Origin of the sequence: Amycolatopsis sp. NPDC048633 (assembly GCF_040650695.1) — a bacterium.
Lineage (GTDB): Bacteria > Actinomycetota > Actinomycetes > Mycobacteriales > Pseudonocardiaceae > Amycolatopsis.
Genome location: NZ_JBEZHS010000020.1, coordinates 125,164 through 144,540, shown reverse-complemented (window position 1 = coordinate 144,540; position 19,377 = coordinate 125,164). Strand labels below are relative to the sequence as shown.

The 19,377-nt window shown below is 70.4% G+C and carries 13 protein-coding genes; 9 read left to right on the top strand and 4 right to left on the bottom strand.

The features are described from left to right. Window positions 1–10 precede the first annotated feature (10 nt). The 7 genes from AB0C38_RS30540 to AB0C38_RS30510 are packed head-to-tail and all read left to right on the top strand — an operon-like array spanning window position 11 to window position 8,825. Window positions 11–1,210, top strand: a complete 1,200-nt coding sequence (locus tag AB0C38_RS30540) for a hypothetical protein (RefSeq protein WP_360679942.1) — start codon at window positions 11–13, stop codon at window positions 1,208–1,210. Continuing rightward, window positions 1,207–3,201: a hypothetical protein gene (locus AB0C38_RS30535; RefSeq protein WP_360679939.1), complete on the top strand. Its 1,995-nt coding sequence runs from the start codon at window positions 1,207–1,209 to the stop codon at window positions 3,199–3,201. Before AB0C38_RS30540 ends, AB0C38_RS30535 begins: the two co-directional genes overlap by 4 nt. Beyond that, window positions 3,198–4,331: a hypothetical protein gene (locus AB0C38_RS30530; protein WP_360679936.1), complete on the top strand. Its 1,134-nt coding sequence runs from the start codon at window positions 3,198–3,200 to the stop codon at window positions 4,329–4,331. The genes AB0C38_RS30535 and AB0C38_RS30530 overlap by 4 nt, the downstream gene beginning before the upstream one ends. Further along, on the top strand, window positions 4,328–4,834 hold the full coding sequence (locus AB0C38_RS30525) for a hypothetical protein (protein ID WP_360679933.1): 507 nt from the start codon (window positions 4,328–4,330) through the stop codon (window positions 4,832–4,834). The genes AB0C38_RS30530 and AB0C38_RS30525 overlap by 4 nt, the downstream gene beginning before the upstream one ends. Further along, a complete protein-coding gene (locus tag AB0C38_RS30520; RefSeq protein WP_360679930.1) occupies window positions 4,831–6,450 on the top strand; it encodes a hypothetical protein in 1,620 nt (539 codons plus the stop codon). The genes AB0C38_RS30525 and AB0C38_RS30520 overlap by 4 nt, the downstream gene beginning before the upstream one ends. A gap of 1 nt (window position 6,451) precedes the next feature. Further along, on the top strand, window positions 6,452–8,536 hold the full coding sequence (locus AB0C38_RS30515; RefSeq protein ID WP_360679927.1) for an ATP-binding protein: 2,085 nt from the start codon (window positions 6,452–6,454) through the stop codon (window positions 8,534–8,536). Beyond that, window positions 8,529–8,825, top strand: coding sequence for a hypothetical protein (locus AB0C38_RS30510; RefSeq protein ID WP_360679924.1), 297 nt, complete (start codon window positions 8,529–8,531; stop codon window positions 8,823–8,825). Before AB0C38_RS30515 ends, AB0C38_RS30510 begins: the two co-directional genes overlap by 8 nt. Window positions 8,826–8,867: 42 nt before the next feature. On the opposite strand, the gene AB0C38_RS30505 is transcribed toward AB0C38_RS30510, so the two are convergent. The 4 genes from AB0C38_RS30505 to AB0C38_RS30490 form a co-directional block, all read right to left on the bottom strand. Next, window positions 8,868–9,278, bottom strand: a complete 411-nt coding sequence (locus tag AB0C38_RS30505; protein ID WP_360679921.1) for a hypothetical protein — start codon at window positions 9,276–9,278, stop codon at window positions 8,868–8,870. Beyond that, complete coding sequence (locus AB0C38_RS30500) at window positions 9,278–12,838, bottom strand: hypothetical protein (protein WP_360679918.1); 3,561 nt, start codon at window positions 12,836–12,838, stop codon at window positions 9,278–9,280. The genes AB0C38_RS30505 and AB0C38_RS30500 overlap by 1 nt, the downstream gene beginning before the upstream one ends. Before the next feature lie 179 nt (window positions 12,839–13,017). After that, entirely contained in the window at window positions 13,018–13,833 is an 816-nt protein-coding gene (locus AB0C38_RS30495; protein ID WP_360679915.1) for a SigB/SigF/SigG family RNA polymerase sigma factor, read from the bottom strand. Between the two features lie 94 nt (window positions 13,834–13,927). Further along, window positions 13,928–14,920, bottom strand: a complete 993-nt coding sequence (locus AB0C38_RS30490) for a hypothetical protein (protein ID WP_360679913.1) — start codon at window positions 14,918–14,920, stop codon at window positions 13,928–13,930. Window positions 14,921–15,261: 341 nt separating this feature from the next. On the opposite strand from AB0C38_RS30490, the gene AB0C38_RS30485 reads away from it, so the two are divergent. Next, window positions 15,262–17,526, top strand: coding sequence for a cellulase family glycosylhydrolase (locus tag AB0C38_RS30485; protein ID WP_360679910.1), 2,265 nt, complete (start codon window positions 15,262–15,264; stop codon window positions 17,524–17,526). Between the two features lie 29 nt (window positions 17,527–17,555). Continuing rightward, window positions 17,556–19,376 (top strand): rhamnogalacturonan lyase, encoded by a 1,821-nt coding sequence (locus tag AB0C38_RS30480; protein WP_360679907.1) that lies wholly within the window; start codon window positions 17,556–17,558, stop codon window positions 19,374–19,376. Window position 19,377 lies beyond the last annotated feature (1 nt).

Below are 19,377 nucleotides of genomic sequence, written 5' to 3'. Positions count from 1 at the left end.
GACAGAAGAGATGACCGAGGCAACGACACAGGAACAGCCCTTCCGCCGGCTGCGGTACTTCCACGGCCGGCTGCTGACCGCGCGCGACTTCCAGCGCGAGCAGGACTACCTTCGCGAGAAGCTGAAGCTGCGCATGCGCTGTCTGCTCGGCTACGGCGTGGTGTGCGGGCTCTTCGTGGAACCCGCTCCGCCGGCGGACCCGAAGGACAAGACGGAACACCACGCGAGGGTGCGCATCACCGCCGGGCTCGGCGTCGACTGCGACGGCAACGAGATCGTCGTGCCCGGCAGCTGCGCGATCGACCTGTCCGACGCGCTGCACGAGGACGAGCGCACCGGCGGGACGACGGTGTGGGTGGGTGTCGAGTACACCGAGCGCGCGGTCGAGCCGACCCGGACCGTGTTCACCTCCGCGTGCGCGGACACGTCGGACTGCGACCACGGCTACACCGAGGAGAGCTACTGCGTCCGCGTCACCACCAAGACCCCGCCGGAGGACGACCGCTGCGAGACCTGCTGCACGCCGTGCGAGCACAAGGTCCTGTGGCTGGCCAGGATCGACGACGTCGACTTCGCCAAGCCGGTCCGCGAAGACCGGATCCACCTCGGCGTCCGCCGCTTCTTCGGCCGGCGCGTCCCCACGGTGATCACCGGCGTCAACTGGCGCCACGGCCACACGTACTCGGTGAACGAGGCCAAGGAGCTGCTCGGCACGCAGAAGAACGGGGGCGGGCTGGTCGTCGAGTTCTCCGACGGCGTCCGCGTCGACAGCCTGCGCCGGGGCGTGGTCGAGATCCAGGTGATCGAAGGCGGCGCCGGCCGCAACGCCGACACCTGGTACATGGGCGGGCAGTTCGAGGAGCCCACCGGCAAGGACGGCGAGTTCACCGACCACTTCCGCTACCGGCAGACGACCCGCGAGACGCTGCAGGACGGCGACCGCGTGCTGATCACCGTCCGCGCGGCGTTCATCCTCGACCGCTGCTGCCGCCCGGTCGACGGCACCAACGTCGGCGGCCGGGTTCCCTTCATCGGCCGGGCGAAGGCCGATGCCGAGACGGAGACCGACCACGGCCACGACCCCAAGCCGGAGCCCGAACCGACCGGCTGCCTGGTGCCGCCGTCGGGCATCGGGCCGTGGACGTCCGGCACCGGCGCGGGCGGGGACGTCTTCGAGAGCTGGTTCTTCGTCACCGAGGAGCGTTCATGAGCAAGCCTGACTGCGGGTGCGGGTGCGGTGGGGCGCCCGCCTTCCCGGCCGCGTTCGCCCGGCCGCGGTTCTTCGCCGGCCAGCTGCTCACCGAGGACGACCTCAGCCTGCTGACCGACTACGTGGCCGGGAAGGACCGGCTGCACAACCGGATGGTGTCCGGCCCGGGTGTCGTGTGCGGGCTGGAGGTCACGTGCGACTCGTGCGCCGGCGGGACGGTGTCCGTCCACCCCGGGCACGCTCTCGACTGCTGCGGCAACGACATCGTCCTGTCCTGCCGGGAGAAGGTCGACGTGCAGGCGCTCGTGCGGGAGCTGCGGGTGACCTCGCCGGGTGTCGCGTGCGGTGACCCGTGCGACGACGAGCAGCGTCACTTCGGGCTCTTCGTGCGGTACGAGGAGACCATGGCCGACCCGGTTTCGCCGTTCGCGACCGAGGAGCCGTGCCCGGCGCCGGGCTGCGTGCCGTCGCGGGTCCAGGAGGGCTTCCGGTTCGTCGTCAAGTGCGACACCACCGACGACCACCGGTTCAACCCCGCCACCAAGCTGCTGGCGCAGGTCGGCGACAAGGACACCTACGAGCACGTGCGGCTGCTGAGCCGGCGGCTCGGGCACTACGTGGACGCCATGTCCGTCGCCGGCACCTCGTCCACCCGGCCGATCGGGTTCGACGACGCCGACGCCGTCCGGTACGCCGACAACCTTCGGCTCCTGCGGGAGAGCGGCGAAGGCGTCCCGTCGCCGCCGGCGGCCCGGCAGATGACCGAGTACGTGCGGGCGCTCGCCAGCGCCCTCGCCCGGTACGACACCCACGACGCCGCGGGACAGAAAGACCTGCAGGCCAAGTACGAACTCGGGGAAATCGACGACGCCCGCCAGGTGCTCGGCGCGGCGTGTGACCGGCTGGCCCAGGCGAAGCCCGAGGAGGTGTGGCCGGAGCCGGCGCACCGGTCGGTCGCGCTGGCCGTCGTCGCCGAAGCGAAGAACCGGGTCGCGACCCCCGACCCCGACGCGCCCATCGAGATCCGCCTGCTCGCCCAGGGAACTCCGCTGGACAACGTGCTGGAGGCCGGGTTCCGGGCCGATCTCGTGCGGATCCGCGAGTGGCTGCTCGGCCGGCTGGACCGGGTGTCCGGGGTCGCGGACTGCCGGCTGCACGACGACGTGCGCAAGGTCGCCATCCCGCAGCCGCTGCCCATCCCGGAGCCGGACCCGGCTCAGCGGCTGTCGATCGCCGACCTGGGACTGCTGACCGCCGCCGCCGGGAAGCTGACCACCTACGTGCGCCGTTTCGTCACCGACGCGGCGTGCTCGACGCTCAACCCGCCGTGCGTCGGCTGCGACGATGACGACGTGCTGCTCGCGCACCTGGAGCTGGACGGCTGCGACGTCGTGCGCGTCTGCTCGGCGACGCGGGAGCAGGTGCTGCCGGGCGGCTCGGCGTACGGCGAGTGGCTGCCGAAGCTCTACCAGCTCCGGCACCTCGCCGAGCAGCTGTGCTGTCAGCCGGTACCGGTGTACGAGCGGCCGGGGGTGCCGGAGTCCGGAGCGATCCCGCGCCCGTACCCGCCGGGGCTGCTCGAAAAGTGGGGGAGCCGGGGTCCGCTGGACCAGATGTGGAACCTCCTGGTGACCCCGGCGCCGGGGGAGACCGTGCCCAAGCCGGTGCGCGACCAGGTGTACACCGTGCCGGCCGAGGTGACCGACAGCCTGCAGGAGATGAACGCGCTGCGGGGGCAGGTGAGCGACCTGATCGCGACCGTGGAGGCGTTGCGGGGACAGCTGGACACCGCGCGGGAGCAGGTCTCGCAGGTGCGGGAGGAGCTGCCGGAACGGCTGTCCGACCGGCTGTCGGAGCTGGAGAGCACGCCCGCTCCCGAGCCGGAACCGGAACCGGAACCCGAGCAGAAGCCGCCGGCCCGCCGTTCGCGGTCGTCGTCGAGCCGGAGTGGCGGGTCCGCCCGCAAGCCGCGGTCGGGTGAGACGTCGTGACCGGTCCGCTGCGCCCGGAGTTCCACGAGGGGCAGGTGCTCGCCGCCGCGGACCTGGCGGCGACGGTCACCTACGCCCGCGCGGTGGCCGTCCGGCACGCGCGCCTGTCGCACGACTGGGGCATCGCCGACGGGCTCGCCCTGACGACGGAGAACCGGACCGACGCGGGGACGGGCGCCCGCTACGTCGAGGTGAGCGTGCAGGCCGGGCTGGCGGTCGACGGGACCGGCCGGGAGGTCGTGGTGCCGTCGCCGGTCGTGCTGTCGGAGGCGGACTTCGAGGCCGTCAACGGCGCCGACCGGCCGACGACCGAGCCGTACCCGGTGTTCCTCACCGCCGTGGACCGGGACCGGCCGGCGACCGGCCTCGCGTCGTGCGCCGGGGCCGCCGGGCCGGCTCGCGTGGAGGAGTCCTTCCAAGTCCTCTTCAAACGACTCGGTGACGAGCGGCTGGTGGCCGACCAGCAGCCGCCCGCGGTGACCGCCGCCCCGGCCGCCCCGCCCGTCCCCTGGCTGGTGCTGCTGGGTTTCGTCCAGTGGACCGATGGTCACTTCACGCGGGTCGTCACCGTGGCCCGGGGCCTCGGACCGCGGTACGTGGGGGTGCGCGCGGACAGCGTGTCGGCGCGGTCGGGCGAACTGTCGCTGCGGGCCCGGCCTGCGGCCGGCGAGGGCGAGCCCGCGCTGGTGCTGTCCGGATCGGACACACCGACGCTGGTCTACGGGCTGTACAAGGGAACCGGCGAAGTCGACCCGCTGATGACGGTGGAGTCCAACGGAAATCTCACCATCGCGGGGAGCTTCTCCGGGCAGATCTCCGCGGGCAGCGTGCTGGCGACGTCCGGCAGCGCGACGGACGGCATGCTGCTGCCGCTGCCGTCCGGGGTGTCGCCGGAGGAGGTCGCCGACGGCCGGGTGTCGCTGCACGTCCACGTGACGCCGCGGATACCGCCGGCCACCTCGGGGCTCACCGTTCCGGCGGAGGCCACTGTGGACGGCGAGCGGCGGGTCCGCTGCCGGCTGCGATTCTACGACCCAGACAGCGGGCCGGCGGTCACCGAACAGCCGGGCGCGGTCGACTTCCTGGTCCTGGCGACCGTCGCGGCGACGAGTGGGGGTGGCCGAGGATGAGCGTCTTCGTGGTGTACGAGTCGAGCACCGGCGTCGTGGTGGGTGCCGTCCAGGCGATCGGCACCCCGGTGCCGGCGGTGGACGCGCTGGTCGGTGCCGCGCTGCCGGTTCGCGTGGGCGAGGCCGTTTTGTCCTTGCCCAGCCGGGAACTGGCCGTGCACGAGGCGGACGACCAGCCGGCGGTGTTCGCCGGCCCGCTGGCGTACGGGGTCACGCGGCCGCCGAACCAGCCGCCCAAGCCCGCGCTGGCGAAACTGCCGGTGCTCGACGCGCCGACGTTCGACGAAACCGGTCTGGTCGTCCAGCTGCCGGGCGCACCGGCCCAGGACACCGCGGTGTTCGCGCTGGTTTCCGAGGGGCCGGCGACGCTGCCGATCACCGGGACCATCACGACGGACACCGCCCGGGTGTCGATCCCGGTCACGGTGAGCGCGGGCGCGCACACCGTGCTGCTGCTGGTGGCGGGCTGGGCGGGCCGGCTGGAGGAGGTCGAAAAGCCGTGAGCGCCCCGGCCGCCGGCGAGATCACCGTGCACCGGTGCGCGGTGCGCGTCGTCCGGCGCGGGGGGTGGAGCTGGGGGCCCGATCCCCGGGGCCTCGTCCAGCGGGTGCTCGACGCGCTGCCGGACCTGCTGGCCGCGGAGTTCGACGAGTACCTCACCGGCGACGGCCCGGACCTGGAGATCACCGAGCCGGTGCGGCTGTCCGTCCGGCTGTCCGCGCGCGGGGGAGCCGGGCTGGCGCCGGCCGGTCTGGTTCTCGAACCCGCTGCGGGTGGCGGCCCGCTGCCCGCACCGGTCCCGATTCCGGCGCCCGTCCGCGGTTCGGGCGAGGTGCCGGCCGTCGTCGACGACGTGCCGGAGAGCACGGTGGCCGCGCTGTTCGAGGAGCTGGCCGCGCGGGACGAGCTGGCCGCGTTGCTCGCCCTGCTTCCCGTCGAGACGCTGCGGAGGTACCTGTCCGCGCTGCTCACCGGCGTACCGGCTGGGTCGGTCACCCCGGGACCGGTGGCCGCGCTGGCGGCGGAACTGGGGCGCCGGCTTGCCCTTCCGGGGCCGCTCACGACCCGGGCGGAGCTTGCCGAGCTGGTGGGTACCCCGTCCGGCGAGCAGGCGGGCGAGGGCCCCCGCGTGACCGTCGCCCCGAGGCCGGCGGGGGAGACGCGGGTCGGCTCGGTGCTGCCGTTCCTGCTGGCCGGCCCGCTGGCGAGAACCGGCTACCTGGACGCGATCGGCCCGGCACTGTCCGGAGTGGACCTGCTCGGGGACGCCCCGCTGTTCGCCGCCGCCCTGGCCTACAAGGTCCTCGGCGCGCCGCAGCGGGGCTGGCGGCGGACGCCGGAGGACGACACGGCGGCCGCGACGTTCGCCGGCCTGGAGTCGGTCCCCGACCTGGCCGCCTTCGCCCGCCGGGCCGGCCCCGCGCTGCCGGTCCTGGACGGTGTGCTGGCGCTGTCCCTGTGCCGCGGGCACGATCCCGCCGAGCCGCTGCTGGTCGCGGGCGTGGACGACGGCCTGCTGCTGGTCGACGCCCACGGCTTGTTCCCGGTCGCGTGGGCGTCCACAGTGGACGAGCTGCTGCCGCACTGGGAAGCGTGTGGCCGGCCACCGGTCCTGGTCCGGGACGGCCCGCTCCCGCCGGCGTGCCTGCGGGACCTGGCGGCGGCGGGCGTCCGGTTCATCACGGACGCGCGCCCGCTGCGCGACGATCCGCTGACCCGCCTGCGGTGGCGGACTCCACTGTGGACGACCGGCGGGGTGGCGCCCCGGCTGGCCGCCCGGTTCCCCGCCGGAGAACTGGACGAGCTGGTGCGCACGGTGTTCGTCGAGCACCGGGCCGTGCCTTTGGCGGGGGACCGCGCCCTGGAGCACAGCGTCGGGCTCGCGGCGTCCCTCGCGCTGGGCATGATCACCTGGCAGCTGTGGGAGGGAGAGTCCCCGGTCCTGGCCTTGACGAGGTTCGCCGACCTGGAGGGCACGGTCCGGTTCACCCGCGACGCCGTGCGCGTGAAGGTTCCGCTGGGGCGCCGGCACACGGACCTGGGGCAGAGCGGCGCGCTGACCGACGTGCCGGACGTGGTCTGGCTGGGTGGCCGGACCCTGACCTTCTCCGGTGGCTGAGATGAGCGGTCTGGCGGTCGAGCACCTCCGGGTGCGCCTGGCGGAGCTGCACCAGGCGCTGCGGATCGCCGTCGCCCGCCAGGCGCAGGCCGCGGCGTTGCTGACGCGGCCGGACCTGACCCCGTTCTGCGTGACGGACGAGCAGGTGGACGCGCTGCTGGACCGCGTGGACGCCTTCACCGGGGCGATGACCGAACCGCCGTCCGCGCCGCGCCCGGACCCGGAGTCCGAGCAGCACCTCAGGCGCCTGGCCGCGGCCCGCGGGGTGACGCTGCCGCTGGACGCCCTCGCGACCCGCTACGGCCTGACCCGCGCCGAGCAGGACGCGCTGCTGCTGGTGGCCGCCCCGGAGCTGGACCCGGGCTACGAGCGCGTCTACGCGTACGTGGTCGACAACCTGAACCGGCGGGCGCCGTGCGTGGAGCTGCTGGTCACGGTGGGCGCGGAGACGCCGGCGGACCGGCTGGCGGTCCGCCGGGCGCTGGGGTCCACGGGGCGGTTGCGCCGCTACGGCCTGCTGCGGGCGTACGGCGAGGCGCCGGCCGAGCCGGCCCAGGAGCTGGTCCTCGGCGGCGGGGTGTTCGAGTACCTGATGGGCTGGGGCGGCGACGTCGGGATCCTCGGCCGCGACCCCGGTGAGGTGCCGCGGCCGGACCGGCCGGTGGCGTCCCCGTACCTCCGGTCGGAGCGGCTGACCACGCTCGGCCGCGCGCTGGCCGCCGGCGACGTCGACGTGGTCGGCCTGTGGGGGTGTCCCGCCGACAGCCAGGTCGACGCCGCGCAGGCGCTGGCGGCCGCGGCCGGGCGGCCGCTGCGCCGCGTGACGGCGGACGTGCCGCAGGACCTGCGGACCGCGGCCGCCCTGAACGCGATTCTGTGGCTGCGCACCGACGGCCGCGTGGCCCACCCGGACCTCGACGAGGTGCTGGTGCGCTCGGGCGTCCCGCTGTGCTTGACCGGCACGAACCCGTGGCGCCCGCCCGGGCTGCTGGCCGCCCGCACGTACGCGGAGCTGACGATCCCGGCGCCGGGCTTCCCGGAGCGCCGGGCGATGTGGTCGTCGGCGTTCCCGGTGCTGGAATCGGAGGTGCTGGAGGACTTGGCGGCCCGCTACCGCATGAGCGGCGGCGACCTGCGCGCGGTGGCGGCGGTCGCCGACGCCGGCGCGCGTCTGTCCGGCAACGGCCACCCCGGCACCGAGCACGTGGAGCCGGCGATCGCCACGGTGACCCGCGGCCGCAGCAGCGGGGTGGTGCAGTCGATCACCCCGCGCCGCACGGCGGACGACCTGGTGCTGCCGGAAGGCCAGATGAGCCAGATCACCGAGATCGCGTCGGCGTTCCGAGCCTGGCCCCGCATCGCGGAGTCGTGGGGCTTCGCCCGCCGCGCGTCGACGGGCGGGGTGAAGGCGTTGTTCACCGGCGAGCCGGGCACGGGCAAGACGATGTCGGCGGAGGTCGTCACCGGCATCCTGGGGCTCGAGCTGCTGAAGGTCGACCTGGCCCAGGTGGTGTCGAAGTGGGTGGGGGAGACGGAGAAGAACATGGAGGAGGTGTTCCAGCAGGCGGAGGACAGCCACGCGGTCCTCCTGTTCGACGAGGCGGACGCGTTGTTCGGCAAGCGCGGCGAGGTCAAGCAGGGAACGGACCGGTACGCCAACCTCGAGGTCGGCTATCTGTTGCAGCGCCTGGAGGCCAGTGACGGGCTGATCATCTTGACGAGCAACCTGAAGGAGAACATCGACCCGGCTTTCACCCGGCGGTTCCACTTCGTGGTCCACTTCCCTCGTCCTGGGGTGGCTGAGCGCCGGCGTCTGTGGCAGCTGGCGTTCCCGCCTGAGGCGCCTCTGTCTGCGGACGTGGATGTGGACGTGTTGTGCCGCTTGGACATGACGGGGGCGGGCATCACGTCGGCGGCCCGCACGGCGGCACTGTCCGCGGCCGACAGTTCGAGTGCGTCGATCGGGATGCGTCATGTGGTGCGGGGGGTGTCGCGGCAGTTCCAGCGGGAGGCTCGGTTGTTCCGGCCTGCCGAGCTGGGCCGGTATGCTGGGCTTCTGACCGAGAACGGGAGTTCGGATGCCTGAACTGATGCCGCCTCAGACCAAGCCTGCTGTTCCGGTCACTGCTCACGAGCTCAGTACCGCTTCGGGTGCTGATCGGGGTCGCCAGAAGCTTGTTCTGGTGCCGGCTGTGGTCGGGAATGCTCAGGCTGCCAAGACGGCTATGGATGGTAGTTCGAAGACGGTGCCTTCGCATTTGGCTTCTACGTTGGCGGCGGGGCAGGACCGGGTGGGAAACGCGGCGATCGCCGGGGCGGCGATGCGGGTGGTCCCGATGGTGGTGCCGAAGACGGACGCTTGCCCCGGCTGTTGAACGTTGATAGCCGGGCTGCGTCTTTCGGTGTGCCGCAGCAACCTATTCCGTCCAGGTCTCCACAGCAGAGTCGCGGGCTACGGCGAGCGCGAGCAGATCGCGAACAGCACGCAATGCTGGTAGCAGCGTGTCCGCATTCGTCCGGTCCTCGGGGCTGAGGTCAGCAGCTGGGGTGATCTCGCCGGTTATTACGACGTTGGAGATGCTACGGTCGAATATCTCGACGAGTGCCGACGCATCAGTTGTTGGCAGAGGGGTCTCCCACTTCCAGGTCGAAAAAAAGTCCTCGGTGTCGCCTGTGAGAATTGTGGCGATAATAGTTGTCCACACTGGCTCGGGTATCGATACCATTCGACCGAGTACGATTGGCGGCTCGCCAAAGGGTAGAGTTTCTTCGCGGGGCATGTCGGCAAGTCGAAAGTTCCGGTCTATGTGCCAGTAGTTGACGTACATCACAAGCCTTTCATGATCTCGTTGATGTACAATTCTACTAGATCGGCCAAGTCCATGCGCAAGGAGAACCCGCTGCTGCCTTGTTGTTCGCCTTGCCCTGCCGGATGTACGGGTTCGATAACTATTCTTTGTGTCTGTTCGCGACTGAGATAGCGAGCTCGAAAGTCGCTCACGCGTACTGGGCTGAAATTTTTGGCGATCACGACAACCCCTGCGGTTCGGGCTCGTACCTGCAGTCGAGAATGGGTTCCCCATCGCATGTAACTGGCGGCGAATTCGGCCGCCCCTGGGTTGTCTGGGATCGTTCTTATCAGATCGATCTTGCGGCGATCTTTGATCTCCTCGAATTGTTTTCGCTGTGTTTTCGCGCTGACTACGCGGACTTCCCTCGGGCCTAGGAGGAGGAAATCGAGTTCGTCCAGTTGTCCGTCGCCCCGCTGGCCTTGGAGGGGCTGACTGTCGGCGTCGGCGAGAACGATCGTGGGATTCATGAGCAAGAGTCCGCCGGTGGCTGCTGCTATCCGGCGAAGGCCGGGTTCGGCGAACGCTTCCACGAGGTCGCCGACCCTGATTGGTGGGGTGAATTGGCGACCCGACGGGATGTCGTAGGACCGGTCGTCGAGTATGATTGCCCGACGTTGAGCGCGGCCAGCGCTTTTGAATCGGCGTTCGATCCCGTTTATGTGCCACAGCTGGATGATTCGTTGAGACTGCGCGCGAATTGCTGCCAACTCGTCAGGTGATGGAATCTTTTTCGAACCACCTTCGAGTTTCGGGTTTATTTGAGCGATGGGCTTCCACGAATGAGAGCCATCCTTTTTTAGTGTAAGTGAGGCGAGGTCGTAGCGTCTCTGTATGTCGGGGATGCCTCGCTCGACTGAGTCGGTTGTTGCATCTGGGGATTTCATCAGTTGCTCGGCATCGTGCACTGCCGAGCGAAGTCGAGTGGTCGGCGAATCTTTTTTGTCCGACTTCTTCTTGCTGAACTTGTCCTTGACCTTCTTCCCCAGCGCCTTCAGCTTGGCCCAGACCTTCTTGACCAACCCCACGATCTTGTCGATCACCCAGTCGATGGCCTTGTTCACCGGTCGAGCCAGCTTCTGGAAGATCTCCTTGACCTTCCCCGCGATCCCGCCAATCCCAAGCAGCGCAGCCAAAGCCCCGATCAACACCGGAATCGACCGAGCCAGCGCCTTCTCGACCAGGCCGGCCACGCCCCCGGTTCCACCCTTGGCGATCGCGATCACCGCGTCCAGCACCGTGTTGACGAACTCGATGATCTGACGCCCGTTAGTCACAATGAACTTGATGATGTCGATGATCATCTTGCAGGCACGAATGAACGCCGACGCGGGATTGAACAGCGAGACGATCCACGTGACGCCGGCCATGATGATCGTCGGCAGCAGGTACGACACCAGGTTGTCGATCAGGGTCTTCTTGAGATCGCCGACGCGACCGCGAAGGTCGTCCCACAGAGCCCGCACTCCGCGTTTCTGGACCTCGAAGATGATCGGCAAAGCCGCCTTGCCGGCCTGGATGGCGGCCATCGCCTCCTTCGGGACCTTCCGTGCGACGCGGGCGAGGAGGTTGGCGCCGGACAGACCCAGCAGGCTGGCGATCAGCACCAGGATGCTGACGATGTCGAAGCTCTTCGGCAGCTCGATCCCGGCCGTCGCGGCTGTGCCCAGCAGCCAGGACAGGACGCCCTGCTGCAGGTGGGCCTTGGCGTGGCTCTTGAACAGCTTCAGCCCGCCACCGACCGCCGACACCAGGTTGCCCAGGAAGCCGATCGGATCGCGGAGGATCGCCATCACCGCCTGCGCCGCCTTCGCGAGCACCCCCAGCAGCATGTCCTTCAGCTCGAGGATCGTCTTGATGACGCCCTTGATGCCGTCCAGGGCCTTGTCGACCAGCCCCTTGTTCTTCTCCTTCTCCGCGTCGATCTCCGCGTCGACCGACTTGACGGCGTCGGTGTACTTCGTGGCCAGCTTGTCGACCAGCTCCGTGCTCTTGTCGTCGACGGACTGCGTCAGTTCGTCGAACTGGTCGGCGAAGCCGGCCGCCGCCTTCTTGCCCAGGGCCTTGAGGTCCTTCGGCAGGCCGTCGACCGTTTTCTGCAGCTCCGACCGGCCCGTCGCGATGCGCTTCTTCGCCCGGGTCAGCTCGCGGCCGATCGTGTCCGCGACGCTCGCGATGACCTCGCGCATCGCCTTGACGTAGTGGTCGCGGGCCTCGACGAAGATCTGGTTCGCTTCCTCGGGCAAGCCGAACAGCTTGTCGTGGCCCCATTTGACCAGGCCCCACCCGCCGCTGTAGCGCCGGTCCTTGTACTCGTCCATCTTGCGGCGGTGTTCGGCGGTGAACGCGTCGCGGGCTTCCTTCTCGCCTTTCGTGAACTGGTCGTCGACGAGTTTGTCCAGGCCCGTGAGAATACCTTCGACGTCGGTCTTCATCGTGTCGAAGACCTTCTGCAGAATGGCCGTCACCTGGGCGCGTTTTTCCTCGTCGCCGGTCTTCGCGGCGTCTTTCCCGCCGCCGACCTGCCGGCCGGTGCGCACCCGCCGGCCGGCGATCGCGCCCATCGCGGCCGCGCCGAAGTGCTTCGCCTGCGCGGTCGTCTGGCGCAGCTGCCGGGACTCGTTCTTGCGGAGCTCGGGCGGCGTCGCCTCCGAATGCCGCTCCGCCGACTTCTTGTCCTTGAGGGCCGAGCCGAACGCCGGCTCGTTCGACTTCTTCAGCTGCTGCTCGGTGACCTGGCTGTCGGTCATCTCCCGGTCGACGTTCGCCGGGCCCGCGGACAGGTCGGTGGCCGACGGCGGCAGCTTGTCCGGCGTCGCCTTCGCCGGGTCGGGGGTGCCCGGCGTGCCCGGTGGGCGGTCGGCCGCCATCGGCACGACCTGCTTGACCTCGGCGGCCGAGGTGTCCGGGGGTGCGGCGGTCGTATCGGCGATCTGCTCGGCCGAGTCGTTCTTGCCCTCGCCGACCTTGTCGGCCACTTCGGCCTTGACCTCGGCCGGTTTGCCGGATTCTGCGAACTCGTCGGCCTGCTCGAGGTTCTTCGGCGCCTTCTCGGCGATGGCCTTCTCGACGGCCTTGATGAACGCTGCCTTGTCGAAGTCCTTCGGCTTGGCCTCGTTCATCTTCTCGGCGTTGGCCGTCTTGCCCTGCGCCACCTCGTCGTCCTTGGGTGGCAGCGAGGCGGCCTGCGCCGAGGTCGCTTCCTTGCTCGCCGGGGGATGGGACTTCGCGACCGTGTGCTTCTTATGCGCGACGTCCTTCTTCAGCACCGCGAACTTCGGGTCCGCCGCCGGACTTCGGGCCAGGCCCGCCGCGACCGCGCCGTTGCCGACCTTGTCCTGCGACTCCTTCCGCGACGGGTCGGCCAGCGGCTTCTTGTCGCCCGCGCGCAACGCCGCCAGCGCCGCGGCGTTCGACGGCGGCAGCCGGTCCGGCTTCTTCGGCGGCGGCCGCTCCTTCACCGCCGCCGGCGCGGAGGGTGAAGCCGCATCCACCGTCAGCGCGGGAAGCTTCGCGAGAGCCCTCGGTGGCGGCGGCATGGGACAGCTCTCCTCCCGCGACGGGAACCCTGGACAGCGTCGCAGCCGGCCGTCACCAGGACGTCGCGGAAACGTCCTCGCCCGGCGCGAGGACTCTGAGCAGTGGAAGACAGCCGGCCGGTCCGGTCCGACCGCGCGGCCTCGATGGCCGGCCGGTCACCTCAGCGGGCGCGCCCGAGCTAGTCGGCGACGATGCGGTGGCGCAGCTGTTCCAAGGTCTTGGTCAGCAGCCGGGAGACCTGCATCTGGGAGACGCCGACCCGCTCGGCGATCTGGCTCTGCGTCAGCTCCTCGACGAACCGCATCTCGAGGATGGCGCGTTCCCGGGGCGGGAGGCCCGCCATCGCGGCTTCCAGCGTCAGGTGGTCGTCGGCCTTCGCGTACGGGGACTCGCGGTCGGCGAGCTGGTCGGCGACGGTGAGGGAGTCGTCGCCACCTCGGGCGGAGGCGTCGAGGGACGCCGGTTTGTAGGCCTCCGCGGCGAGCAGTCCTTCGCGGACGGTCTCGACGTCGATGTCGAGGTGCTTCGCGAGCTCGCTGGGGGTGGGGGAGCGGCCCAGGTCGTGGGCCAGCTCGCCGGTCGCCTTGGCGAGGCTCTGCTGCAGCTCCTTGAGCCCTCGCGGCACGCGCATCGACCAGGTGCTGTCGCGGAAGTGACGGCGGACCTCGCCCATGATCGTCGGGACGGCGAAGGACAGGAAGTCGCGCCCCTTGCCGGGGTCATAACGGTCGACGGCGTGGATCAGGCCGGTCCGCGCGACCTGCACCAGGTCGTCGAACGACTCGCCGCGGCCGCCGAAGCGCTTGGCGATGTTCTCGGCGAGTTCGAGGTGCTCGGTGATCAGCCGGTCGCGCAGGTCGGTCCGTCGCGGGTCCTCGGCCGGCAGCCGGCTGTGCTCGTGGAACAACGGAGCGCAGTGGGCGAACTGGTTGGATCTTCGCGGCGTGGACACGACGAGCGTCGCGGTGGGTCGCTCCGGTGCGCTGACAGGCATGGACACCACATACCCACAGCCGTCCGGAATCACACGAACCAGTGATCGGGATCCCCGGCATTGGTGCACTCGGAGTAACGGGGAGCGGCCGGGGTCAGCTCCCGCCGCAGGGCAGTGTTCCCGTGCGCAGGGCGTGGCCGCCGTCGTTCGCGTCGTCGGACCACACCACGGCCTTGCGCCCGGCGGCACACGTCGACGGCGGGGCGATCGCGAACCCTTCGTTGTTGTAGTTCGGCATCTTCGACGGCCGCGCGTACGTCGCCGTCACGGCGAACTTGCCGTCGACGATCTTCAGCGTCGCCGACTTGCCGTCGCACGTGTCGTCGCAGACCGACCAGAGATTGCCCGTCTCCGGGTCGAACTCCAGCTCCATGACGTTCGGGAAGCCGGACGCGATGGTCGCCACGCGGGTGAACCCGCCGCCCGACTGGTCGAGCGCGTAGGCGTAGATCTTGCCTTCGTCCTCGAGACCGACGAAGTAGAGGCCGGTGCCGTGGCCCGAGTAGGCGGCCGGGTCGTAGGGCGCCTTCGTGTGGTCGTCGCGGAAGCCGCCGGCGGTCAGGAACGCGTCCGGGACCCAGGTGATGCCCTCGAAACCGCCGTTGTCGCCGACGCCGGGCAGGTCGTCGGTGAGGTCCCACTCCGCGACCGCGTTCAGCGACTCGGCCGAAGAACCGGTGTCGAACCGCAGCACCTTCAGCAGGCTGCCGTCCTCGTCGTTGTCACGCTCGGTCGCCGCGAACACACCGTCCGGCGTGGCCACCACACCCTCGGCGTCCGGGTCGCCGCTGCCGCCCCCGTAGTGCAGCTTCTTCCCGGACGACCAGCCGCTGTCCGGCGCCCAGACGCTGCCCTGCCGGACGAGCCGGTACAGGGTGCCGGGGCCGTTCTTGACCGCCCACAGCACGTCGGGGCCGTCGAACGAGAGCCCACTGAGGTTTTCTCCGAAGGCACCGGCGGCGTCGGCGACCGCGACGGCCGGATCGCCGGGCCACTTCGCCGTCGCGGCCTGGGCGCTGGCGGGGGAGACGGTGAGCAGTGCCGGAAGAAGGACGGCGGCTGCGGTGAGCCGGGGAAAGATACGCACGTCGTGCTCCTGAGGACCGGTGCGGCGTCGGCGACAAATGATCTTGACGCTCGGGACTGTACCCAGGCCGCCCGGGTCAGGGCAACGCGCGCATCCGACGAACGGACTGCGCCATTCGGGCCACGGCCGGAGACCACGGGCTCAGCGGCTGATGCAGCTCGGGGTCGACGTGCTCACCACGATCATGCGCTGACGCCGTCATCCACTGTGGACTGAAAGCGCTTTCGACGACGTGGTCGAATCCGCCGATACTTTCGCTCGGGGTGGTCGAGCCGTTACACTCCCGTGCTGGGAGCGCTCCCAGGTCGACTGTCCCTGTCGTATTACTCCAGGAGGTCGGTATGACCCGGCGTGTTCTCCGGGCGCTCGTGGTCGGCTTGCTCTTCGCCGCCTGCTTCGTCGCCCTGCCGCACACCTCAAGCACAGCAGCCGCCGCGCCCACGCGGATCATGGCGCTCGGCGACTCCATCACCGGTTCGCCCGGCTGCTGGCGCGCGCTGCTGTGGAAGCACCTGCAGGACACCGGCCACGCGGGAGTCGACTTCGTCGGGACGCTCCCCGCCCAGGGCTGTGGCTTCACCTACGACGGCGAGAACGAGGGCCACGGCGGGTTCCTCGCCACCGGGATCGTGCGCGACAACCAGCTGCCCGGCTGGCTGTCGGGCACCCGCCCGGACATCGTGCTGATGCACCTGGGCACCAACGACGTCTGGAACGGCATCGCCGCGAGCACGATCCTCGACGCCTACACCACGCTTCTCGGCCAGATGCGGGCGAGCAACCCGGCGACGAAGCTCGTCGTCGCCAAGATCATCCCGATGAACCCGGCCAACTGCGCCGCGTGTGCCCAGCGGGTGGTCGACCTGAACGCCGCCATCCCCGCCTGGGCCCAGGCGCACAGCACCGCCGCGTCGCCGATCACCGTCGTCGACCAGTGGAGCGGGTTCGACACCGCGGCCGACACCTCCGACGGCGTGCACCCGAACAGCACCACCGGCATCCAGAAGATGGAAAACCGCTGGTACCCGGCCCTGGTCGCGGCGCTGCCCACCAGCAACGCGGCCGTGGGGCTGCACGTCAGCGGCACCCAGGTCCTCGAGGCGAACGGCGCGGCCTTCGTGATGCGCGGCGTGAACCACCCCTACGCCTGGTACCCGAGCCAGACCGGCGCCTTCGCGGACATCAAGTCCTTCGGCGCCAACACCGTGCGCGTCGTGCTCGGCAGCGGCCAGCGGTGGGGCCCGACCTCGGCGGCCGAGGTCACGAACGTCGTCTCGCTGTGCAAGCAGTCCCGGCTGATCTGCGTGCTGGAAGCGCACGACACCACCGGCTACGGCGAGGAGAGCGCGGCCGCGAGCCTGGACCAGGCCGCCAGCTACTGGATCAGCGTCGCCAGCGCCCTCAAGGGCCAGGAGAACTACGTCGTCATCAACCTGGGCAACGAGCCGTTCGGCAACAACCAGCAGGTGAGCGCGACCTGGGCGAGCGCGACGAGCAGCGCGATCACCCGGCTGCGCGGCGCCGGTCTGCAGCACCTGCTGATGGCCGACGCCCCGATGTGGGGCCAGGACTGGCAGAACATCATGCGCGACAACGCGGCTTCCGTGCTCGCCGCCGACCCGCAGCACAACACGGTGTTCTCCATCCACATGTACGGCGTCTACGACACCGCGGCCGAGATCACCGCGTACTTCGACGCCTTCCGCACCGCCGGCCTGCCGCTGGTGGTGGGGGAGTTCGGGAACATGCACACCGACGGCGACCCCGACGAGGACACGATCATGGCCCAGGCGCAGTCCCGGGGCCTCGGCTACCTCGGCTGGTCGTGGAGCGGCAACAGCAGTGACGTCGCCTACCTCGACCTGGTCAACAGCTTCAACCCGGCCAGTTTGACCACCTGGGGAGAGCGCTTTCTCAACGGTACGAACGGCGTCCGGCAGACCTCGAAGGAAGCCACGATCTACGGCGGCGGCACCACGGACACCGCAGCACCGACCACGCCGGGAACCCCGACCTCCTCGGGGGTGACGGCCACCGGTGCCACGCTGACCTGGAGCGCTTCGACGGACAACGTCGGCGTCACCGGCTACGACGTCCTCCGGGCGACCGGGAGCGGCACGTTCAGCCAGGTCGGCTCGACCGGCTCGGCCACGTTCACCGACACCGGCCTGACCGCGTCGACGACCTACCGCTACCAGGTGCGGGCGCGCGACGCGGCGGGGAACGTCTCGGCGAGCTCCGCGGCCGCCACGGTGACCACCAGCGCGGGCGGCGGCACCGGGGCGTGCAAGATCGGCTACTCCGCGCCCGCCTGGGGCGGCGGTAACGGGTTCACCGCCTCTGTGACCATCACCAACACGGGCACCAGCACGCTCACCGGCTGGACCCTCGCCTTCACCTACACCGCCGGCCAGCGGGTGACCCTGCCCGGCTGGGGCGCCGACTTGGCGCAGACCGGCGGCGCGGTCACGGCGACCAACCTGGCCTGGAACGGCACGCTGGCCCCGAACGCGTCGACCGGCATCGGCTTCAACGGCACGTTCACCGGGTCCAACCCGGCGCCGGCGTCGTTCACCCTCAACGGAAGCGCCTGCACGACCGGCTGAATCCGTCCACATCAGACAAGGAGAGAAGCATGCGCAAGTTCGCGCAGAGCCGGCGGCTGGTCGTGGCCGCCGTGGGCGTCCTGCTGGTGGGGCTGACCCCCGCCACCGCGGCGGGGGAGACCGCGCCACTGTTCGACAAGCTGAACCGCGGGGTGGTCAGCTTCCACACCGCGGCCGGGAACCAGGTCGGCTGGCGGCTGCTCGCCGATGACCCCGCGGGCGTGACGTTCGCCGTCTACCGCGACGGCACGAGGGTGACGCAGACGCCGACCGGCGGGCCGACCGGCTTCCTGGACGCCGGCGCTCCCGCGGGGGCCAAGTACACCGTGCGCGCCGTCGTCGGCGGCGTCGAGCGGATGGCGGCCTTCGCCGCGGAGGATTCGCTGACGCTCGACAGCACAGCCGCGGCGAGCACCCGGGACGTGCCCATCCAGATCCCGCCGGGCGGCACGACGCCGTCCGGGGAGAGCTACACCTACGCCGCGAACGACGCGAGCGTCGGCGACCTGGACGGCGACGGCCAGTACGAGCTCGTGCTGAAGTGGGATCCGAGCAACGCCAAGGACAACTCGCAGTCCGGCTACACCGGTGACGTCTACGTCGACGCCTACCGGCTGGACGGCACCCGGCTGTGGCGCATCGACCTGGGGCGCAACATCCGCGCCGGCGCGCACTACACGCAGTTCCAGGTCTTCGACTACGACGGCGACGGCCGGGCCGAGGTCGCCATGAAGACGGCCGACGGCACGCAGTCCGGCACCGGGCAGGTCATCGGCAGCGCGAGCGCGGACTACCGCAATTCGAGCGGGTACATCCTGTCCGGCCCGGAATACCTGACGATGTTCAACGGCCAGACCGGCGCCGCGATGTCCACGGTGAACTACGACCCGCCCCGCGGCACCGTGTCTTCGTGGGGCGACAGCTACGGCAACCGGGTGGACCGGTTCCTGGCCGGGACGGCGTACCTGGACGGCTCGCACCCGAGCCTGATCATGTCGCGCGGCTACTACACCCGGACCGTCATCGCGGCCTGGGACTTCCGGGGCGGCGCGCTGACCGAGCGGTGGAAGTTCGACTCCAACTCGGCCGGCTCGCAGTACACCGGCCAGGGCGACCACCAGCTGGCCATCGCGGACGCGGATGGCGACGGCCGCGACGAGATCGTCTTCGGGGCCATGGCCATCGACGACAACGGCAGTCCACTGTGGAACACCCGGCTCGGCCACGGCGACGCCATGCACGTCGGCGACCTGATCCCGAGCCGGGCCGGGCTGGAGGAGTTCAAAGTGGACGAAGACACCTCGAAGCCGGCCGCCTGGATGGCCGACGCGAAGACCGGGCAGATCATCTGGCAGAACGCGTCGTGCTCCTGCGACAACGGACGCGGCGTCTCGGACGACATCTACGCGGGCAGCGCCGGCGCCGAGTCCTGGTCGTCCGCGGTGTCCGGGCTGCTGAACACCAGCGGGCAGAACATCGGGCGCAAGCCGTCCTCGACGAACTTCGTCCTCTGGTGGGACGGCGACGCCCAGCGCGAGCTGCTGGACGGTACCCACATCGACAAGTACGGCACCAGCGCCGACACGCGGCTGCTCACCGCGTCCGGCGTGCACTCGAACAACGGCACCAAGAGCACGCCGTCGCTGCAGGCGGACCTGTTCGGCGATTGGCGCGAGGAGGTCGTCTGGCCGACGTCGGACAACCGGGCGCTGCGGATCTACTCGACGACGGACTCGACGAGCATCTCGCACGTCTCGCTGATGCAGGACCGGCAGTACCGGGAGGCGGTGGCGTGGCAGAACACCGCCTACAACCAGCCGCCGCACCCGAGTTTCGCGCTGGCGAGGTGAG

What these genes read in the sequence shown, in the direction of transcription:
- AB0C38_RS30500 (WP_360679918.1), bottom strand. Translation starts at nt 12,838, where the DNA reads ATGCCGCCGCCACCGAGGGCTCTCGCGAAGCTTCCCGCGCTGACGGTG.
- AB0C38_RS30485 (WP_360679910.1), top strand. Translation starts at nt 15,262, where the DNA reads ATGACCCGGCGTGTTCTCCGGGCGCTCGTGGTCGGCTTGCTCTTCGCC.
- AB0C38_RS30535 (WP_360679939.1), top strand. Translation starts at nt 1,207, where the DNA reads ATGAGCAAGCCTGACTGCGGGTGCGGGTGCGGTGGGGCGCCCGCCTTC.
- AB0C38_RS30540 (WP_360679942.1), top strand. Translation starts at nt 11, where the DNA reads ATGACCGAGGCAACGACACAGGAACAGCCCTTCCGCCGGCTGCGGTAC.
- AB0C38_RS30495 (WP_360679915.1), bottom strand. Translation starts at nt 13,833, where the DNA reads ATGCCTGTCAGCGCACCGGAGCGACCCACCGCGACGCTCGTCGTGTCC.
- AB0C38_RS30515 (WP_360679927.1), top strand. Translation starts at nt 6,452, where the DNA reads ATGAGCGGTCTGGCGGTCGAGCACCTCCGGGTGCGCCTGGCGGAGCTG.
- AB0C38_RS30510 (WP_360679924.1), top strand. Translation starts at nt 8,529, where the DNA reads ATGCCTGAACTGATGCCGCCTCAGACCAAGCCTGCTGTTCCGGTCACT.
- AB0C38_RS30525 (WP_360679933.1), top strand. Translation starts at nt 4,328, where the DNA reads ATGAGCGTCTTCGTGGTGTACGAGTCGAGCACCGGCGTCGTGGTGGGT.
- AB0C38_RS30480 (WP_360679907.1), top strand. Translation starts at nt 17,556, where the DNA reads ATGCGCAAGTTCGCGCAGAGCCGGCGGCTGGTCGTGGCCGCCGTGGGC.
- AB0C38_RS30505 (WP_360679921.1), bottom strand. Translation starts at nt 9,278, where the DNA reads ATGTACGTCAACTACTGGCACATAGACCGGAACTTTCGACTTGCCGAC.